14 protein-coding genes and 2 tRNA genes are annotated in these 16,316 nt (G+C 62.2%); 11 read left to right on the top strand and 5 right to left on the bottom strand.

The genetic code is table 11. The features are described 5' to 3' along the window. Positions 1-295 precede the first annotated feature (295 nt). The gene (locus tag NCR93_RS08175) at positions 296-691 is read left to right on the top strand and encodes a hypothetical protein (RefSeq protein WP_239295299.1); all 396 of its coding nucleotides are present in this window, start codon (positions 296-298) and stop codon (positions 689-691) included. A gap of 437 nt (positions 692-1,128) precedes the next feature. Beyond that, positions 1,129-1,386, top strand: coding sequence for a helix-turn-helix domain-containing protein (locus NCR93_RS08170; protein WP_008349260.1), 258 nt, complete (start codon positions 1,129-1,131; stop codon positions 1,384-1,386). 333 nt (positions 1,387-1,719) lie between these two features. Here NCR93_RS08170 and NCR93_RS08165 read toward each other — a convergent pair. Together NCR93_RS08165 and NCR93_RS08160 are read right to left on the bottom strand one after the other, a co-directional pair. Further along, a tRNA-Leu gene (locus tag NCR93_RS08165) sits at positions 1,720-1,806 on the bottom strand. 137 nt (positions 1,807-1,943) lie between these two features. Then, positions 1,944-2,030, bottom strand: a tRNA-Leu gene (locus NCR93_RS08160). 268 nt (positions 2,031-2,298) lie between these two features. Between NCR93_RS08160 and rnr the strand changes: the two genes are divergently transcribed. From rnr to rpiA, 6 genes are all read left to right on the top strand, one after another. Then, positions 2,299-4,761: a ribonuclease R gene (gene rnr, locus NCR93_RS08155; RefSeq protein ID WP_175982286.1), complete on the top strand. Its 2,463-nt coding sequence runs from the start codon at positions 2,299-2,301 to the stop codon at positions 4,759-4,761. Between the two features lie 103 nt (positions 4,762-4,864). After that, positions 4,865-5,608: a 23S rRNA (guanosine(2251)-2'-O)-methyltransferase RlmB gene (gene rlmB / locus NCR93_RS08150; protein WP_008349264.1), complete on the top strand. Its 744-nt coding sequence runs from the start codon at positions 4,865-4,867 to the stop codon at positions 5,606-5,608. A 22-nt stretch (positions 5,609-5,630) separates the two neighbouring features. Then, positions 5,631-6,431, top strand: a complete 801-nt coding sequence (locus tag NCR93_RS08145) for an HNH endonuclease (RefSeq protein WP_241814145.1) — start codon at positions 5,631-5,633, stop codon at positions 6,429-6,431. Positions 6,432-6,499: 68 nt separating this feature from the next. Further along, a complete protein-coding gene (locus NCR93_RS08140; protein WP_239295310.1) occupies positions 6,500-7,267 on the top strand; it encodes an N-acetylmuramoyl-L-alanine amidase in 768 nt (255 codons plus the stop codon). Next, positions 7,264-7,659 (top strand): SirB2 family protein, encoded by a 396-nt coding sequence (locus tag NCR93_RS08135; RefSeq protein WP_008349269.1) that lies wholly within the window; start codon positions 7,264-7,266, stop codon positions 7,657-7,659. The genes NCR93_RS08140 and NCR93_RS08135 overlap by 4 nt, the downstream gene beginning before the upstream one ends. Before the next feature lie 66 nt (positions 7,660-7,725). Further along, positions 7,726-8,415, top strand: coding sequence for a ribose-5-phosphate isomerase RpiA (gene rpiA / locus NCR93_RS08130; RefSeq protein ID WP_175982284.1), 690 nt, complete (start codon positions 7,726-7,728; stop codon positions 8,413-8,415). 69 nt (positions 8,416-8,484) lie between these two features. On the opposite strand, the gene NCR93_RS08125 is transcribed toward rpiA, so the two are convergent. The 3 genes from NCR93_RS08125 to NCR93_RS08115 form a co-directional block, all read right to left on the bottom strand. After that, positions 8,485-9,906 (bottom strand): undecaprenyl-phosphate glucose phosphotransferase, encoded by a 1,422-nt coding sequence (locus NCR93_RS08125; RefSeq protein WP_250532199.1) that lies wholly within the window; start codon positions 9,904-9,906, stop codon positions 8,485-8,487. Between the two features lie 33 nt (positions 9,907-9,939). Then, on the bottom strand, positions 9,940-10,686 hold the full coding sequence (locus tag NCR93_RS08120; protein ID WP_008349275.1) for a Crp/Fnr family transcriptional regulator: 747 nt from the start codon (positions 10,684-10,686) through the stop codon (positions 9,940-9,942). A 1,017-nt stretch (positions 10,687-11,703) separates the two neighbouring features. After that, positions 11,704-12,732 carry a DUF1839 family protein gene (locus NCR93_RS08115; RefSeq protein WP_175982283.1) on the bottom strand — a complete coding sequence of 343 codons (1,029 nt, stop codon included), beginning with the start codon at positions 12,730-12,732 and terminating at the stop codon, positions 11,704-11,706. Between the two features lie 377 nt (positions 12,733-13,109). On the opposite strand from NCR93_RS08115, the gene NCR93_RS08110 reads away from it, so the two are divergent. From NCR93_RS08110 to NCR93_RS08100, 3 genes are all read left to right on the top strand, one after another. Next, positions 13,110-13,643 carry a GNAT family N-acetyltransferase gene (locus tag NCR93_RS08110; RefSeq protein WP_175982282.1) on the top strand — a complete coding sequence of 178 codons (534 nt, stop codon included), beginning with the start codon at positions 13,110-13,112 and terminating at the stop codon, positions 13,641-13,643. A 232-nt stretch (positions 13,644-13,875) separates the two neighbouring features. After that, a complete protein-coding gene (locus NCR93_RS08105; RefSeq protein ID WP_175982281.1) occupies positions 13,876-15,027 on the top strand; it encodes a glycosyltransferase family 4 protein in 1,152 nt (383 codons plus the stop codon). A 483-nt stretch (positions 15,028-15,510) separates the two neighbouring features. Further along, on the top strand, positions 15,511-16,263 hold the full coding sequence (locus NCR93_RS08100) for a FadR/GntR family transcriptional regulator (RefSeq protein WP_008349281.1): 753 nt from the start codon (positions 15,511-15,513) through the stop codon (positions 16,261-16,263). The last annotated feature ends 53 nt before the right edge of the window (positions 16,264-16,316 follow it).

Raw genomic sequence — 16,316 nt, 5'->3', positions numbered from 1 at the left:
CATTCTTTAGGATGTGTCCACTTCAAGGATTCGAGATTCGGGCGTTATGCTTTTGTTTCGCATTAGCACCGACAAAATCGAATGATTAGTTCGATTTACTAAACAAAATTAAAGCGATTGGATTCTTGACACCCCGCAGTACGCGGGGCGTCAAAGGGGCTGTGGGTCGTTCTTCGCGGGATGCGCCACAGCAGGTCACATCGGAGGGCTTCTAGTGTGACCACCTGCCACGCGTACGGTGGCCATAGGAGCATATTTGGAAATGGAGACGAGAGATCACTTAGTCAGGCTAAGCATGGGCGCCGTTCCTGATGACATCGGTGTTTCTGACTGGATGCTGCTTACGGGGGATGTGCTGTATTTGCTGACCCGTTGCAGTGGAGAGGTCAGTTATCTGCGTGTGCCGCTGGATCTGGAACTGCTCAATAACGTGCGGAAGTCGACCATGCGAAAGGGAGATGGCGTGTATCGGAATAGTCGAGGTGAGCCGACACTGCTTGCCACGTATCTGGCCTTCGTTTTTCTGCAGCGGGACGTGCCGATTCAGGCTATCAGGCGCGAACTCGGCCTGTCCGAAGCGATGATGAATCTATTGCTCGTTGTCTGGCATTTTGCCGTCGGCGTCATCGATTGCGGTAGCCGATTGCAACTGATTCCCCCGCTGCCGTTCGAGGGAAACGGAGATGTCTAGCTCGTGGGAACGTCGGCAGCGCCAATTCGGAAACATCTGGTGGGGATGGCGGTGAAACGAGCTAAAAATATCGAGAACTCGCACCGCGATTGCCCTGGTCGAGGGGTGCGAGCGAGTATCGGTCCTGACTCCGCTCAGGCGAAGCCAGGACGCGTAGGAATGCCGTGATCGGGTTTGCAGACCCGCGCACGACGATCGCAAACTACAGTCGTCTCCTGTAGGCAGCAATCACCTGCCGTTAACAATCGGCAACAGGAGAGTAAGTGTTCCTAAATAAATGTGTTTACCGAGTCGAGCTAAAAATAAACTCGCTGTACAGAGAGACCGCGCCGATCGATCGGAGCTACGTTTTCGACAGCAAGCTCTATCTCTTCAGCAACGGCACGGACGGCTATAGCTATCGGTCCATATCGCTGGACTGCTCGGCGCCCAGGAAATTGCGCAAGGAGTTTCGGGTCGTCGAGGCGTCGCCGGGCGGCGGCGTCCGAGGACGCGTCGACTTCAAGAGGAAATTCCAGGCGCTGGCATTGCTGCACGATGGCGCGCCGGTCGTCGAGGTTTCGCGCGAGGTCAACTTGTCGGTGACGACGGCTTATCGCTATCGCAGGGAACTGCACGGCCTCGTCGCATTGCGCCCGCAGAACACGAATTCGCTGCTGCGGATGCTTGCCTTTCGGGGCGACGAAGCGCGATAAGCGAGGCGCGTCGGACGCGAGCCGGGTGGCGGAGAAGCGCAGTTGTCCGTCGCGTCGGCTTGCGCGCGGAGCGGGGCATCGATGCTGCTGCACTTGCGGCTGAAGAAAACCAGCGCCGCGGGGACTGGCGCGCCGCCGCGTCCGCACGAAGGTGAATCGGCGAACGCAGATTCGTTTCGATTTCAATTCGACATCCGCGGACCGAATCGGAAACGGAATTGCGAACGGAAAGTGAAGGCGGAAAGCGAAGGCGGAAAACAAAAAACCCCGCGACGATGCGCGGGGTTTTTGCGTGCGATGCGCTCGAACGAGCGTCTCGCGAAAGAGGGACCTTGGTGCCCAGGAGAGGACTCGAACCTCCACGGTGTTGCCACCGCTAGGACCTGAACCTAGTGCGTCTACCAATTCCGCCACCTGGGCCAAGGGGTACAGCAAGCCCGCTATTCTAGCGGGAACGGGCGCCGTGTCAATCGAAAAGTCATGCGACTCGTCTACGACAAAAACACGGTCTCCGCATAAAAAGAAAAAGCCACCCGAAGGTGGCTTTTTCAAACATCTGGTGCCCAAGAGAGGACTCGAACCTCCACGGTGTTGCCACCGCTAGGACCTGAACCTAGTGCGTCTACCAATTCCGCCACCTGGGCAAGGGTGCGTGTTACTTCAAATCTGCTGCGCTTTACTGATCGTTCGACTGACTGTTAAGCAGCAGAGAACGCAATTATAGCGAGCCTAACGCATCTGTCAAGCGTTTCGATGCGATGCCTGTAACGAGCCGCGAAGCGCGCCGCGTCGGCGTCTCGCGCCCGTGGCGCTTAAAAGACGGGTGTTAGAATGACCCGCAACGATGACCGCATTATTGGTTGCAAAGCACCGCAAAAGTCCCGTCCAACGAGAAAAAACACGACTACGCCCTTGAGCAAATATCCGTATCCGATTCCGAGCCGCGAAGAAATTCTCGGCGTGCTGCGCACGAGCGAGACACCGCATGCCGCGAACGACATCGCCGAAGCGTTGTCGATCAAGCGCCAGGAGCGCGAAGGATTTTTCAAGCGACTGGCGGCCATGGAACGCGACGGGCAAATCCGCCTCGACAAGCGCGGCCACTATCAACTCACGCATCCGTCGAATTTTGTTGCGGGGCGCGTGCAGGGGCATCGCGACGGCTTCGGCTTTCTGATCCGCGATGACGGCCAGGACGATCTCTTCCTCCCCAATGGCGAAATGCAGAAGGTCATGCACAACGATCGCGTGCTCGCGCGCATCGTCGGTTATGACCGGCGCGGACGGCCGGAAGGGCACATCGTCGAGGTCACGGATCGCGCCAACAAGCGCGTCATCGGGCGCCTCGTCAACGAGAACGGCGCGCTGATTCTCGTGCCCGAAGACAAGCGCATCGGGCATGACATCCTCATCACGCAAAATCCGAAGAAGGCGAAGGTCGGGCAGGTCGTGTCCGTCGATCTGACGGATTTCCCGAGCCGCCATTCGCAGCCGCTCGGACGCGTGGTCGAAGTGATCGGCGATATCGACGATCCCGGCATGGAAATCGAAATCGCGGTGCGCAAGTACGGCGTGCCGCACGAATTCAGCGACGCCGCGCTCGCCGCCGCCGCCAAGCTGCCCGACGAAGTGCGCGCGGCGGATATCCGTCATCGCGTCGATCTGCGCGACGTGCCGCTCGTCACCATCGACGGCGAAGATGCGCGCGATTTCGACGACGCCGTGTATTGCGAGCCGGTCGCCGTCGGACGTGGTCAGGGTTTTCGTCTGCTGGTCGCGATCGCGGACGTATCGCATTACGTGCGTCCGAACGAAGCGCTCGATATCGATGCGCTCGATCGCAGCACGTCGGTGTATTTCCCGCGCCGCGTGATTCCGATGCTGCCGGAGAAGCTGTCGAACGGCCTGTGCTCGCTAAACCCCGATGTCGATCGCTGCGTGCTCGTGTGCGACATGGTCATTACCGCGCGCGGCGAGATCAAGGCGTATCAGTTTTATCCCGGCGTGATGCACTCGGCGGCGCGCCTGACATACACCGAAGTCGCGGCCGTGCTCACCAACACGAAGGGTCCGGAAGCGGCGAAGCGCGCGGATATCCTGCCGCAGCTGCAGAACCTCTACGGCGTCTACAAGTCGCTGCATGCCGCGCGCCAGAAGCGCGGCGCCATCGACTTCGATACGACCGAGACGTATATCGTCGTGAACTCGCAGGGCAAGATCGAGCAGATCGTGCCGCGTCATCGCAACGACGCGCATCGGCTGATCGAGGAATGCATGCTGGCCGCGAACGTCTGCGCGGCCGACTTTCTGAAGCGCAACAAGCATCCCGGTTTGTATCGCGTGCACGCGGGGCCGACGGAAGAGAAGCTCGAAAACCTGCGCGCGTTCCTGCGCGGCGTCGGCTTGACGCTCACCGGCGGCGACAAGCCGCACGCGAGCGATTACGCCGCCCTCATCGCGCAGATTCGCGACCGGCCCGACGCGCAGATGCTGCAATCGATGGTGCTGCGTTCGATGCAGCAGGCCGTCTATAGCCCGGACAACATCGGCCATTTCGGCCTCGCTTATGAGGCGTACGCGCACTTCACGAGTCCGATCCGGCGCTATCCCGACTTGCTCACGCATCGCGCGATCTACGCGATCTTGCAGGGCAAGAAGTATCTGCCGGACGTCGGCCACGATGTTTTCCTGAGCACGGGCCTCACGAAAGCCGCGCGCGAACTGCAGAAGGCCGACGACTCCGCGCGTGGCCGCGCTCGCAACAGCGTCGCGATCTGGGAAGAGCTCGGGCTGCATTGCTCGTCGAACGAGCGTCGCGCCGACGAAGCCTCGCGCGACGTCGAAGCGTGGCTCAAGTGCTACTTCATGCGCGACAAGCTCGGCGAGGAATACGGCGGCATGGTGAACGGCGTGACGTCGTTCGGCATTTTCGTGCAACTGGATTCGCTCTTCATCGAAGGACTCGTGCATGTGACCGAGCTCGGCTCGGACTATTTCCAGTACGACGAGATCAAGAACGAACTGCGCGGCGAGCGCACGGGCATTCGCTACCGGATGTCCGATCGCGTGCGCGTGCAGGTGAGCCGCGTCGATCTCGATGCGCGCAAGATCGATTTCCGGCTGGTTCGCGATACGCCGGTGAAGCCGCCGCCGCCGCGTCCGTCGACCGGTGCGAGCGATGCAGCGGCTGCCGGCATCGGCGCGGGACCGCGTATCCGTCCGTTCGGCGACGACGACGCCCCGAGCACGCGCGCGCGCGGCGGCACGAAGAAGGGCGCGTCGCTTGCGGCGAGTCCGCGCGGCGGCGCGGCGAAGAAGCGCGGAGCGGCGTCGAAGTCGGCATCGCAGGGACGGCCGGCGCGCAAGAAACGTTAGGGCGGCGCGTCAATACAGCCGCCATCGAATACGCGCGGTCCGATGCTTCGTGCTTCGGACCGCGTCGTGCTTTTCAAGTTTTCACCGAAGGTTCGGATCAGTCATGTCACGTCTCAAGGTTCTATACGGATTTCACGCAGTGACCGCACGTTTGCGCGCGGATGCATCGTCGATCGAGGAGGTGCTGTACGACCCCACGCGCAAGGATCGGCGCATGCAGGACTTTCTGCGGACCGCGAAGGAAGCGGGCGTGCGGCTGATCGCGGCCGATGAAGCGCGTCTCTGGGGGCTGTCGGGCAACGTCCAGCATCAGGGCGTGGTGGCGCGCGCGCACGATCTGCCGCTCGCGCAGAATCTGGCCGAACTGCTCGATGGCATTTCGGGCACGCCTTTGCTGCTGGTGCTCGACGGCGTCACCGATCCGCATAATCTCGGCGCGTGTCTGCGCGTCGCGGATGCGGCCGGCGCGCATGCGGTGATCGCGCCGCGCGATCGCTCGGCGGGCCTGAACGCGACGGCGGCGAAGGTGGCGAGCGGCGCGGCGGAGAGCGTGCCGTATATCACCGTGACGAATCTGGCGCGCGCGCTGCGCGAACTCAAGGAGGCGGGCGTCTGGGTGATCGGCACGGCGGGCGAGGCGACGGCATCGCTTTACGAGACCAAGCTGGATGGTCCGGTGGCGATCGTCGTCGGTGCGGAGGGCGAGGGCATGCGTCGCCTGACCCGCGAGACGTGCGACGAAATCATGAATATCCCGATGGCGGGGACGGTCGAGAGTTTGAATGTGTCGGTGGCGTCGGGGGTTTGTTTGTTTGAGGCGGTGAGGCAGCGGGCGGTGAAGAAGTAAGGGTCAGGGTCCAACGTCATTCATGGCTTTGAAGCGACTTAGTGATCCTTCGGCGGTTCATGCCGCGCTGGAAGAATTCGATCGGATCGGCCGATCCGCGTTTTTGGATAAATACGGTTTCAGGGAAGCGCGAGACTATTTTGTCGTCTTGAATGGGCGACGCTACGATTCGAAGGCCGTCGCTGGCGCGGCTTGCGGCTACCAGTTTCCCGCCGTCGGACCGTTGCGTGCGAAAGATTTCAGTGGCGGCGCGCTCACGGTCGCGCGCAGGCTCGAAAGCTTGGGATTCCAGGTTTCGAGCCCGGGAGCGAATCCGGGCGCTTCGCAGCGAGTAAGCAGTACGTTCGCGCAAGCGGAATGCGAAGCCCGGGCGCGGGCAGAATCGAGCGGCGCATTCGATCCATCGTGCATCGAAGACGCCCGCAAGAAGACACTCGTTTCCATCGTCGTAAGGCAAGGCCAACCCGCGTTTCGCAATGGACTGCTCAAAGCCTACGAGCGCCGTTGCGCGCTCACGGACTGCGCGGTCGAAGCGGTTCTCGAAGCCGCGCATATCTGCGGCTACATGGGCACTGAAACCAACGACGTTCGAAACGGCCTTTTACTTCGTGCGGACTTGCACACGCTTTACGACCGCATGCTGATTACGATTGACCCTGCGACCTATGAAGTGTCGATTTCGCCGGAACTGAAGGGCAGCGAGTACGCCGCGCTAGCCGGCAAAAGGCTTCGGCTTCCGAAAGATCCCAAAAGCCAGCCGAGCCGCGACGCGCTTCTCACCCACTGGATGCACGTGCATTCGCTTCGAGAAATGCAATCGTGACGAGCACCACACGCGCGATTCGTCTTGCCGCAGCAATCTCCGCATGCCTGCTCACCGCCTGCACCGCGATGCAAGACCGCACCACCTACATCGCCGACACGCAGTACCACGCGAAGAACGCCGATTCCCGCATCCGTTTCCTCGTGATGCACTACACGGAGATCGACGAAGCGGGATCGCTCGCCGTCCTGACCGGCGACGAAGTCAGCGTGCACTACGTCGTCCCCGACGCCCCGCGCATCGAGAAAGGCGAGCCGGTCGTCTATCAACTGGTGCCGGAAGACAAGCGCGCCTGGCACGCCGGCGCGAGTTCGTGGCAGGGCGCGACGGAGCTGAACGCGTCGTCTATCGGCATCGAGAACGTGAATCTCGGTCCGATCGGCCCGCTGAGCGATGGAAAATGGCAGCCGTATCCGCCCGCGCAAGTCGATGCGCTCATCAAGCTCTCCCGCGATATCGTCGCGCGCTACCACATCCCGCCGACGCGCGTCGTCGGCCATAGCGACATCGCGCCGCAACGCAAGGTCGATCCGGGTCCGCTTTTCCCGTGGCATGCGCTATACGACGCCGGCGTGGGCGCATGGCCCGACGACGCGGCTGTTGCCACGCATCTCGCGGGCCGCGATCCGAAGGCGCCATCGGACGTGCGCGCGCTGCAGGAAAAGCTGAACCGCTACGGCTACGAAGTCGCGACCGACGGCGTGCTCGACGCCAAAACCCGCCGCGTCTTCAGCGCGTTTCAGATGCACTTTCGCCCGTCGGATTACGCGGGCAACGCGGATGCAGAAAGCGACGCGATCGCCCAGGCCCTGCTCGATAAATACTTCCCACAATGAACGACTGGTTTCCGACACTGCGCGCGATCCACATGACCTGCGCCGGCCTTTCCATCGCCGGATTCGTGCTGCGCTGGATCTGGATGCTGACGAATTCGCGCCTCCTCGCCGCGCGCGCGACGAAAATCCTGCCGCATATCGTCGATACGCTTTTGCTCGCGAGCGCCATCGCGCTGGTCGCGATCATCGGCTTTTCGGCGAACGCTGCGTGGCTCGGCGCGAAAATCGCGGGGCTCGTCGTCTATATCGTGCTCGGCACGTTCGCGCTCAAGCGCGGCCGCACGAAGGGCGCGCGCGCCGTTTATGGCGTGCTGGCGATCGTCGTGTTCGCGTTCATCGCGTCGGTGGCGCGCACGCACGATCCGCTCGGCTTCCTGCACGCGTTGGCATGATCCGCGAGGCCGTCGCCCGCGCTCCGATAAAATCTCAGTTTTCACCGATACAGCAGCACCGCTCCCATGACTCAAGACGAACTCAAGCAACTGGTCGGTCAGGCCGCCGCCGACTACGTGAACGCGAACGTGCCGGAAGGCGCGATCATCGGCGTCGGCACCGGATCGACGGCGAACTGCTTCATCGACGCCATCGCGAAGTCCAAGGCGCGTTATCGCGGCGCGGTGTCGAGTTCGCTCGCGACCACGGCGCGGCTCGAATCGCACGGTTTCAAGGTGTTCGATCTGAACGACATCGAAACGCTGTCCATTTACGTCGACGGCGCCGATGAAATCGACGCGAGCGGCGCGATGATCAAGGGCGGCGGCGGCGCGCTCACGCGCGAGAAAATCGTCGCGTCGGTGGCGGACGTGTTCGTGTGCATCGCCGACGCGAGCAAGCGCGTCCCGGTGATGGGCACGTTCCCGCTGCCCGTCGAAGTCGTGCCGATGGCGCGCACGGCAATCGGCCGCAAGCTCGCGGCGCTCGGCGGCGTGCCGATCGTGCGCGTGACGAAGGACGGCTCGCCGTTCATCACCGACAACGGCAACGAAATCCTCGACGTGAAGGGCCTGTCGATCACCGATCCGCGCGCGCTCGAAGCGCAGATCAACGCCTGGCCGGGCGTCGTGACGGTCGGTCTGTTCGCGGCGCGCGGCGCGAATATCTGTCTGCTCGGCACGGAGAACGGCGTCGAGCGCATCGACTACAGGTAAGTCACGCGCGCACCAAGCGAAAGGCCCGGCGATCCGAAAATCGCCGGGCCTTTCGCGTTTTTACGCCGATCAATACGCGTTGCGTCCGATGAATCCCTTGAACATCGTCATCGCGACGATCTTGATGTCGAACCAGAACGACCAGTTGTGAATGTAGAAGAGGTCGAACTTCACGCGGCTTTGCATCTTCTCGACCTTTACCGTCGCGCCGCGATAGCCGTTCACCTGCGCCCAGCCGGTAATGCCGGGCTTGATGCGGTAGCGGAACATGTAGCCGTAGACGAGATCCTTGTACAGATCGTCGTGCTCGATCGCGTGCGGGCGCGGACCGACCACCGACATATGCCCGAACAGCACGTTCAGGAACTGCGGCAGCTCGTCCAGGCTCGTGCGCCGCAGGAACGCGCCGACCTTCGTCACGCGCGGATCGTTGCGCGTCGCCTGCGTCACTTGACCGTGCTCGCGATGCACGCCCATCGAACGGAACTTGTAGATGCGAAACGGCCGTCCGTCCGCGCCCTTGCGATGCTGCGTGAAGAACACCGGACCCTTCGAGGTCGTCTTCACGGCGATCGCGATCGCGATCATCAGCGGCGAGAGCGCGAGCAGCGCGGCCGCCGCGAACAGGCGGTCGAAGAGCATCTTCGGCCACATCTGCAGCGTGCTGATCGGAGACGTCGTCAGGTTGATGGTCGCGAGCCCGGCGACATCCGTCATCGAATGATTGAAGAGCGAAATGCTGCGCGTGTCCGGAATCAGCCGCAGATTCACGAAATCGTGCCGCAGCGCATGCACGAAGCGGTAGATCGTGTGCTCCTGCGACAGCGGCAGCGCGAGCCACACTTCGTTGATTTCCTCGGCGCGCACCTTTTCGACGAGTTCGTCGAAATCGTTCAGCACCGGCAAACGATTGCCGCCCATGCCGATCGCGGTCGTCGGCGTGGGCATGCCGCTGATGCCGCTCGCGTGCAGTTCCTCGTCGCCGGTCGTATCGAGAATGCACACCGGAGTAAAGCCCTGTTCGGGCGTGCTGCACAGGTGCGCGAGCAAGGTCCGCGAGAAACCCTGCGCGCCGACGATCGCCACGGTGCGCTGATTCAGGCCGCGGCCGCGCATCAGGCGCAAGGCCGAGTACACGATCAGCTTCGAAGCGATGATGAGCGCGCCGGAAATGAGCGTCGAATACGCGAACCAGAGTCGCGACACCGTATCCATGCGATGTAGCGTGAAGGCGAGCAGCAGGGCGCCCGCGACGACCGCCATCCACGCCAAAGTGACGCGCGCCAGCATCATGGCGAACGGCTTGCCGCGCCAGGTTTCATACACGCCGAAAGCAGGGAAGAGCAGGAGGGCGAGTGCGGAGTTGAACGCGATCAGAAGCCTTTCGATATCGCTGACGAAATCCAGCGACGAAAAGCGTACGTCATGCGCGATCAATCCGCCCGCGATGATGAGACAGACATCCAGAACACGCGCCAGCCATGAGAACAGATCGAGGTTTTTTTCTTGCATTAATCCTAGCCGTTAGACACTTGAGGCCGATATCGCCTCGGTTGCACGAAGACGCGGAAGTAGTCGGTCGAACTCCCGCTTGACGAGCCCGTAGCACTCGCATGCGCGTGCTTCCAGACCCTCGCGATCCACGACCTTGATGCAGCCGCGGCTGTGATGAATGAGACCCGCGTCGTGAAGCTTGCCCGCCGCTTCGGTCACGCCTTCGCGGCGCACGCCCAGCATGTCCGCGATCAGTTGCTGCGTGACCTGCAATTCGTTCGACGCCGTGCGATCGATTTCGATCAGCAGCCAGCGGCAAAGTTGCTTGTTCAGCGAGTGATGCCGGTTGCATGCCGCCGTCTGCGCGACCTGCGTGAGCAGCGCCTGCATATAGAGCAGCATCAGGCGGCGCAGGAAGTCCGAGCGGCCGAACTGCTCGCGCAACGCTTGCGCGCTCATGCGATACGCGAAGCCCGGGCATTGCACCTGCACGCGGGTCGGCATCGTTTCGCCGCCGGTCAGAACCGGCACGCCAGTCATGCCTTCGCGTCCCACCGCGGCAATCTCGACCGAACCGCCGTCTTCCATCGTATGCAGCAGCGAGATGATCGCCGTCGTCGGGAAGTAGACGTGGTGAATCCGTTGGCCGGAGTCGCACAGCAGTTGCTCGGTGCGCAATTGCACGAGTTCGAGATGCGGCGTGAGCGCCTGCCATTCGTGCGCAGGAAGCGCGCCAAGCAGATGATTGCCGTGCAGGTCGGACTGGAGGGTCAGCATGATTGTTCTCTCTCGTAACTTTCGCGCGTTGCGCTTCAATTTTTATTTACTGATGTGACCGTTTTCGAAGATTGCCGCTTGCGCCGGTTCCTCGAGGAAGGATGACATCAGCCCCGTAGCCGCCCGTTTCGTACTTGAATTGCTTTTGGTTGATCGCACTGGTCTGGGTTGCGTGCTTCTATTAGCGAGGACTGTGCCAATGCGGGCAATCGCAATGCTGGCGGGGCCTCATAACTCGTGCACTTTTTGTGATGCAGCGCAGCGCTGCGTTTTTGTTTCAGTCTTGAACATCGGTGGTCTTAGGAATACGTGCGTGCCCCGATGAGTTTCATCAGCGCATACCCCTCGAATGGCGGTTGAGGATTTTTTGACCACGGTGCGACAGGCCTCACGGGTCGACATCCCTTCGACATACCACCTTCTTTCGTAGGGACAATGGAAAATGATTCATCCGTGTTCCATCGGCTCCGTGGGCTGGCGAACGCGTGTTTATCCGAGTGCTGCTTGATTCCCCACGAAGCCTTGCCGGATAAGGCTTTGCCGGCATCGGGAAAAGTCTTCCGCGCGGCGTTGCGTGAAGCGGAAACGTTGCGCCCGTTGCACGAAGTGAAATCTGCGTGTGCGATTCCTCGCGCATAAGCGCCTCAATAGCGCGGCTTTCGGCGAGGAGTAGCCCACATAGGCCTTGTAGCGGCCCTCTCGCGAGTTCGGCACGCGACTAGCCGCCGTGAAACGTTTGCGCGTCATTCATCGGATTCATGGTCGGGCGCAGCGCATTTCAGTCGTGCACGCGATGCCCTGAAATGTTTCATCGAGGACAATCTCATGCGGAACTCATTAACGCGGAAAAACGGGCGCGCAGAAATTCTCGCGGCGACATCACGAGGTCATAAAAACCCGCATAAGACGCGAACGTAAGCGAGTGAAAAAACCCTTGAAACAAGGGTTGAAATGTGTCTTTTTAAACAGTCGCTGCCGAGATGAAAGCGCGTGCGAATCGCGGTTCGACATCAACGTTCAGCACACGATATCCGCAAGCGGAGGAATCACGCGTTCGTACGCATCCTCGATCACGTCGAACGATGTCTCGCACAGCTCTCGTCGTCCGCGCGAAAGGGCGCGCGCGAGGCGGCACTGCATCACCATGGTTTCGCTCGCGATCTTGCGCGCGCCCGCATACGTCTGCACGGGAATGTCGAAGCCTTGGTCGCGCATCCACTGCAGATAATGCGCGAGCAATTCGAAGTTCGCGCCGAGTTGCCTCATCACGTTGAAGGCGTAATGACGCGCATACGATTCGCCGCGCGCAATCATCGTATCGAGATGCTCGGGAAACGCCGCGCGCCAACGCGTGATCGGATTGTGCATCGGACGCCGCAACAGATGCGCGCACAGCAGATCCGCCGATACTTCCGCGAGCGGCGTGCCCGACAGCGGCTCGCGCACGCGCTTGACAAACTCGACGTGCGGAAAAAGCGCCGGCTCGGGCGTCGCATTCGAGCGCAGCACGCCGTCGTAGTCTTCGCCGTCGAGAAGGTGATAACCCGTGTGATGAAAGTAGCCGAGACGCCGCGCATCGCGATCGATCACATCGATGCCGATGGTCGTCTTCGCATGCTCGCGGCGATACGAAGCCGTGCGCGTGTCCGGCAGATAGAACGCATCGACTTCGACGAGCACGATATTCGCGCGGCGCGTCTGCACGAGCGCGCGCTCTTCGAGCGAATCGAACACGGAAAGCTCCTGCACTTGCAGGCCGTAGAGTTTTTCGATGTCTTCGAACGGCAGCTTGCCGAGCGTGAACTGATCGGCTTCGAAGTCCTGAGCGACGGCGAACGCGAGCGCAGCGCGCGGTTCGAGCCCGTTGCCGTGCAGAATTTCGATCCACAGATCGACGGGCGCGACCGCTTCACGCCAGATGCGCTCGCCGCGATGCAGCGCGTGCGCGTGATGCCGCCGCGCACGCATGCGCAAGGGATCGAGTGACACGACGCGGGAACGACTTGCTCCTGAATCCGTCACACCGCTCGTATGGAACGCGCTCATGCCGTGACCTCGGGCCGGAAAGGCCGGCGTTCGATACCGCGTGCGCAATGGAGCGAATGTGCTTTTAATCGTGCGTCTCTATCGCGTTCGATGGCGGTATGCATTGTGATTTTCCCATGAAGGTGCCGTATTACGCGAGTGCTATCGACGCCATGCGACGCGCGCGCGGCAGCCCGCAACCCGGGCTGTAGCGCGGTCGCATTGATCGTCGGAAAGGCGTCTTTTTCCCCGGGACGCCTTTGTGCGTGTGGTCGAGCTTATTTGAAAGGCGCGCGCGTCATGGGTCGGTGCGATGGCGCACTGAATTCAGGCGGGTCGGCACGTAACGTTCAATCGTCGCAACGCCGGTAATTGCCGGTAAAGCATGGAGATAATCGATGAACTGGAAAACGCTGGATTTCGAACAGCTCACTGCGCGGGAGCTTTATCTGATTTTGCGCGCGCGCAGTGCGGTGTTCGTCGTCGAACAGTCGCATGTCCATCTCGACCCGGATGGTCGCGATGAAACCGGCACGCACGTATTCGCCGCCGAGGACATGAGCCGTTCGATGCCCGTGCTCGCCTATGCACGCATCAACGAGGGCGACGCGGATGATCCGGAAGTCGTGGTGGACAAGATCTTGACGAGCCCGCTGCGTCGCGGCGACGGCACCGCGCACGCCCTGATCGAACGCGTGCTCGCGGTGACCGCCGAGCGTTGGCCCGGCCGCCGCGTGCGGCTGACCGCGCCGGTGAGCCTGCGCGGTTTCTACGAGGCGTTCGGCTTTCGCAAGACCGAAGGGCCGTTTCTCGAGCACGGCATGCCGTACATCGGTCTGACGAGAAAGGGCCGGCAATCGCGCGAAGCATCAAGCGCGAGCAAGGCTCCGTTCGCCGCGAGCGACAACGCCACGACGTACGAGTTGCTGTAAGCGCCACCAGAGACGCGCAGCGTGCGCCGCAACCGCGCGCGCCGCGAAAGAACCAACGCGGCAGTCAGCAGCATCGAAGGCGTGGACCGTCCGGGCATCGAGGCAATAACAAAGCGATAACAACGCGATAACAACGCGATCGGCGCGGCGCAGGCCGCTTCGAGACGCGTCCTCGAAACAATAAGATCGACGCCGCCGGCATGGGCCGGCGAGCGCACAAACAGCCTATCTCATGCGAATAGTCCATCTCGCCAATCACGCGCAGACGATCGGCAACGGCACCGTCAACATGATGGTCGATCTCGCCTGCATGCAGGCGCGCATGGGGCAGGACGTCGTGGTCGCATCGTCGGGCGGCGGCTTCGAGCCGCTTTTGCGTCGCCACGGCATCACGCATGTTTCGCTGCAGCAGTCGCGGCAACCGTGGCGCGTGCCGTCGATGATCGCGGGATTCAATCGCCTCATCGATCGTTTCGATCCCGACATCGTGCACGCGCACATGATGACCGGCGCGCTCATTTCGCGTTTCGGCAGCATGCGGCGGCGCTTCGCGCTCGTCACCACGGTGCATCACGAACTGCAGAAAAGCGCGGCGCTGGTGCGCGCGGGCGATCGCATGGTGGCCGTGAGCCGCGCGCTGGCGCTCGATCTGGAGGCGCGCGGCATCGGGCCGGCGCGGTTGTCGACCGTGCTCAACGGCGCCGTCGGCGCGCCGCGGCTCATCACGCGGCCGCCCGCGAAGCCGGTGCGGCTCAAGCATCCGAATATCGTCTGCGTGGCGGGGATGTATCGCAGGAAAGGGATTGCGGATCTTCTGCAGGCGTTCGCGCAGGTGCGCGAGCAGTCCGCGAGCGAGCGCGAATTCATGGCGGAGCCGCATCTGTATCTCGTCGGCGAAGGCCCCGATCGCGGATCGATGGAAGCGCTGGCAGCCGAGCTCGGCATCGAGGAGAACGCGCACTTCACGGGTTTCGTCGCCGATACGCGGCCGTATTTCGCGAGCGCCGATGTATTCGCGCTGCTCTCGCGCCAGGACCCGAGTCCGCTCGTGATCGCGGAGGCGCGCGAGGCCGGCTGCGCGATCGTCGCGACGCGCGTGGGCGGTATCCCCGAAATGCTCGACGACGGCGCTGCGGGTCTGCTCGTGCCCGCCGGCGACATCGGGCAGGCAGCGGCAAAACTGCGCTGGCTTCTGCTCGACCGGCAGGCGCGTGGGCAACTGGCGGCGCGCGCGCGTCACGGCCTGCACCAGCTTTCCGTCGAAAGAGTCTGCGACGAGTACCTCGCGGTGTATCAGCAAGCGCTTACGGAGCGCGAAGCATTGAAGCGCCGGCAGATCGATCTCGACGCGCGCACACCCCGAACGACAGATGGCGCGATTTAAGCATAGGGCTGACAAATCGCCCCGCTTGCACCGCGCCACGGTACTTTCGTCCAAACCATCCGATCATACAAAAGGCAAAAGCGAGCCGGCTTCCGTTCGCGTTCGCACAGAAAGCCTACGAGATGCTTGCTCAAATGGGTGCATGATCGGTCCGATGGCAACAGCAGGCCGCGAAAGAACGCACACGCCGCGACGCGACGCAGCCATTCTTCAGTTTCCCTGATGAATGCCTGCGCGCGCGCGGCGCGAGCGCAAGAGATGCACGTGAAGCGGTAAGAAGTAAAAAACGAAACAGTGACGTCGAAGCCAGAGGGATTACCCTGTCAGGAAATTCCCAACTGGCATTCGAAGCAACGAAGACGCAACGTATCAAGCACGACGAATGGACCTGTCGGGAACCCGTCGTGCCTTTCGCAGCCCGGGAAGCGAAAGCGATGCGCTCATACACACGGCTACGGAACAGGCGAGAAGGGGAGAAGCGAGATGGATGACAACAAAGAGCGATCGCTGGTGGCGAAGGTCATGGACGGACTCGTCTCAGGGATCGTCGAGCAAAAATATGGCGCGATACTGCCACCGCAGGACATCCTCTCGAAGGAGTTCGACGTGAGCCGCACCGTCATGCGCGAGGCGCTCTCGATGCTGCTCGCGCGGCACATGCTGGACGTGCGGCCGAAAACCGGCACGCGCATTCGTCCGATGAGCGACTGGCGTCTCATCGACGAGGACGTGGTGAGCTGGCGTTTTCGCGCCAAGCCGGATCAGACGTTTTTACGCGATGTAATCGAATTCCGCATGCTGATCGAGCCGCGCGCCGCAGCGCTCGCCGCCGCGCGCGCGACGCCCGACGAAATCGCCGGGATTCGCGATGCATTCGACACGCTGTCGCGTCTGCAGGTCGGCGAGCCGGAATATCAGGCGGCTGACGAAGTGCTGCATACGCGCATCGTGGCGGCGAGCGGCAACCAGTTCTTTCGTCAGATGACGGCGATCGTGCGCGGCGCGCTGGTGACGGTCAATCCGATCGTCGACGGCATCGAGTCCGTGCGCGAAGCGACGCTCGCGGCGCAGAAGAGCGTCGTCGAGGCGATCGAGGCGAAAGATCCCGCCGCCGCCGAAGCCGCGACGCGCGCGCTCGTCGACCTGGCCGCGGAAGAAGTCGGGCGCGCGTTCTCGCTGGAGCGCGTGAACAGTCAGCCTGCGTCGCCGAACGTGAACGCGTCCGCGGGGGCGTAGCGCGTCCTCGAACGCATCGGACGATCGAATGTATCGAGCCGGGACATGTCCCG

Origin of the sequence: Caballeronia sp. ATUFL_F1_KS39 (assembly GCF_023630985.1) — a bacterium.
Lineage (GTDB): Bacteria > Pseudomonadota > Gammaproteobacteria > Burkholderiales > Burkholderiaceae > Caballeronia > Caballeronia zhejiangensis.
The sequence above is the reverse complement of the archived record's forward strand: the minus strand, read 5'-3'. Positions and strand labels throughout refer to the sequence as shown.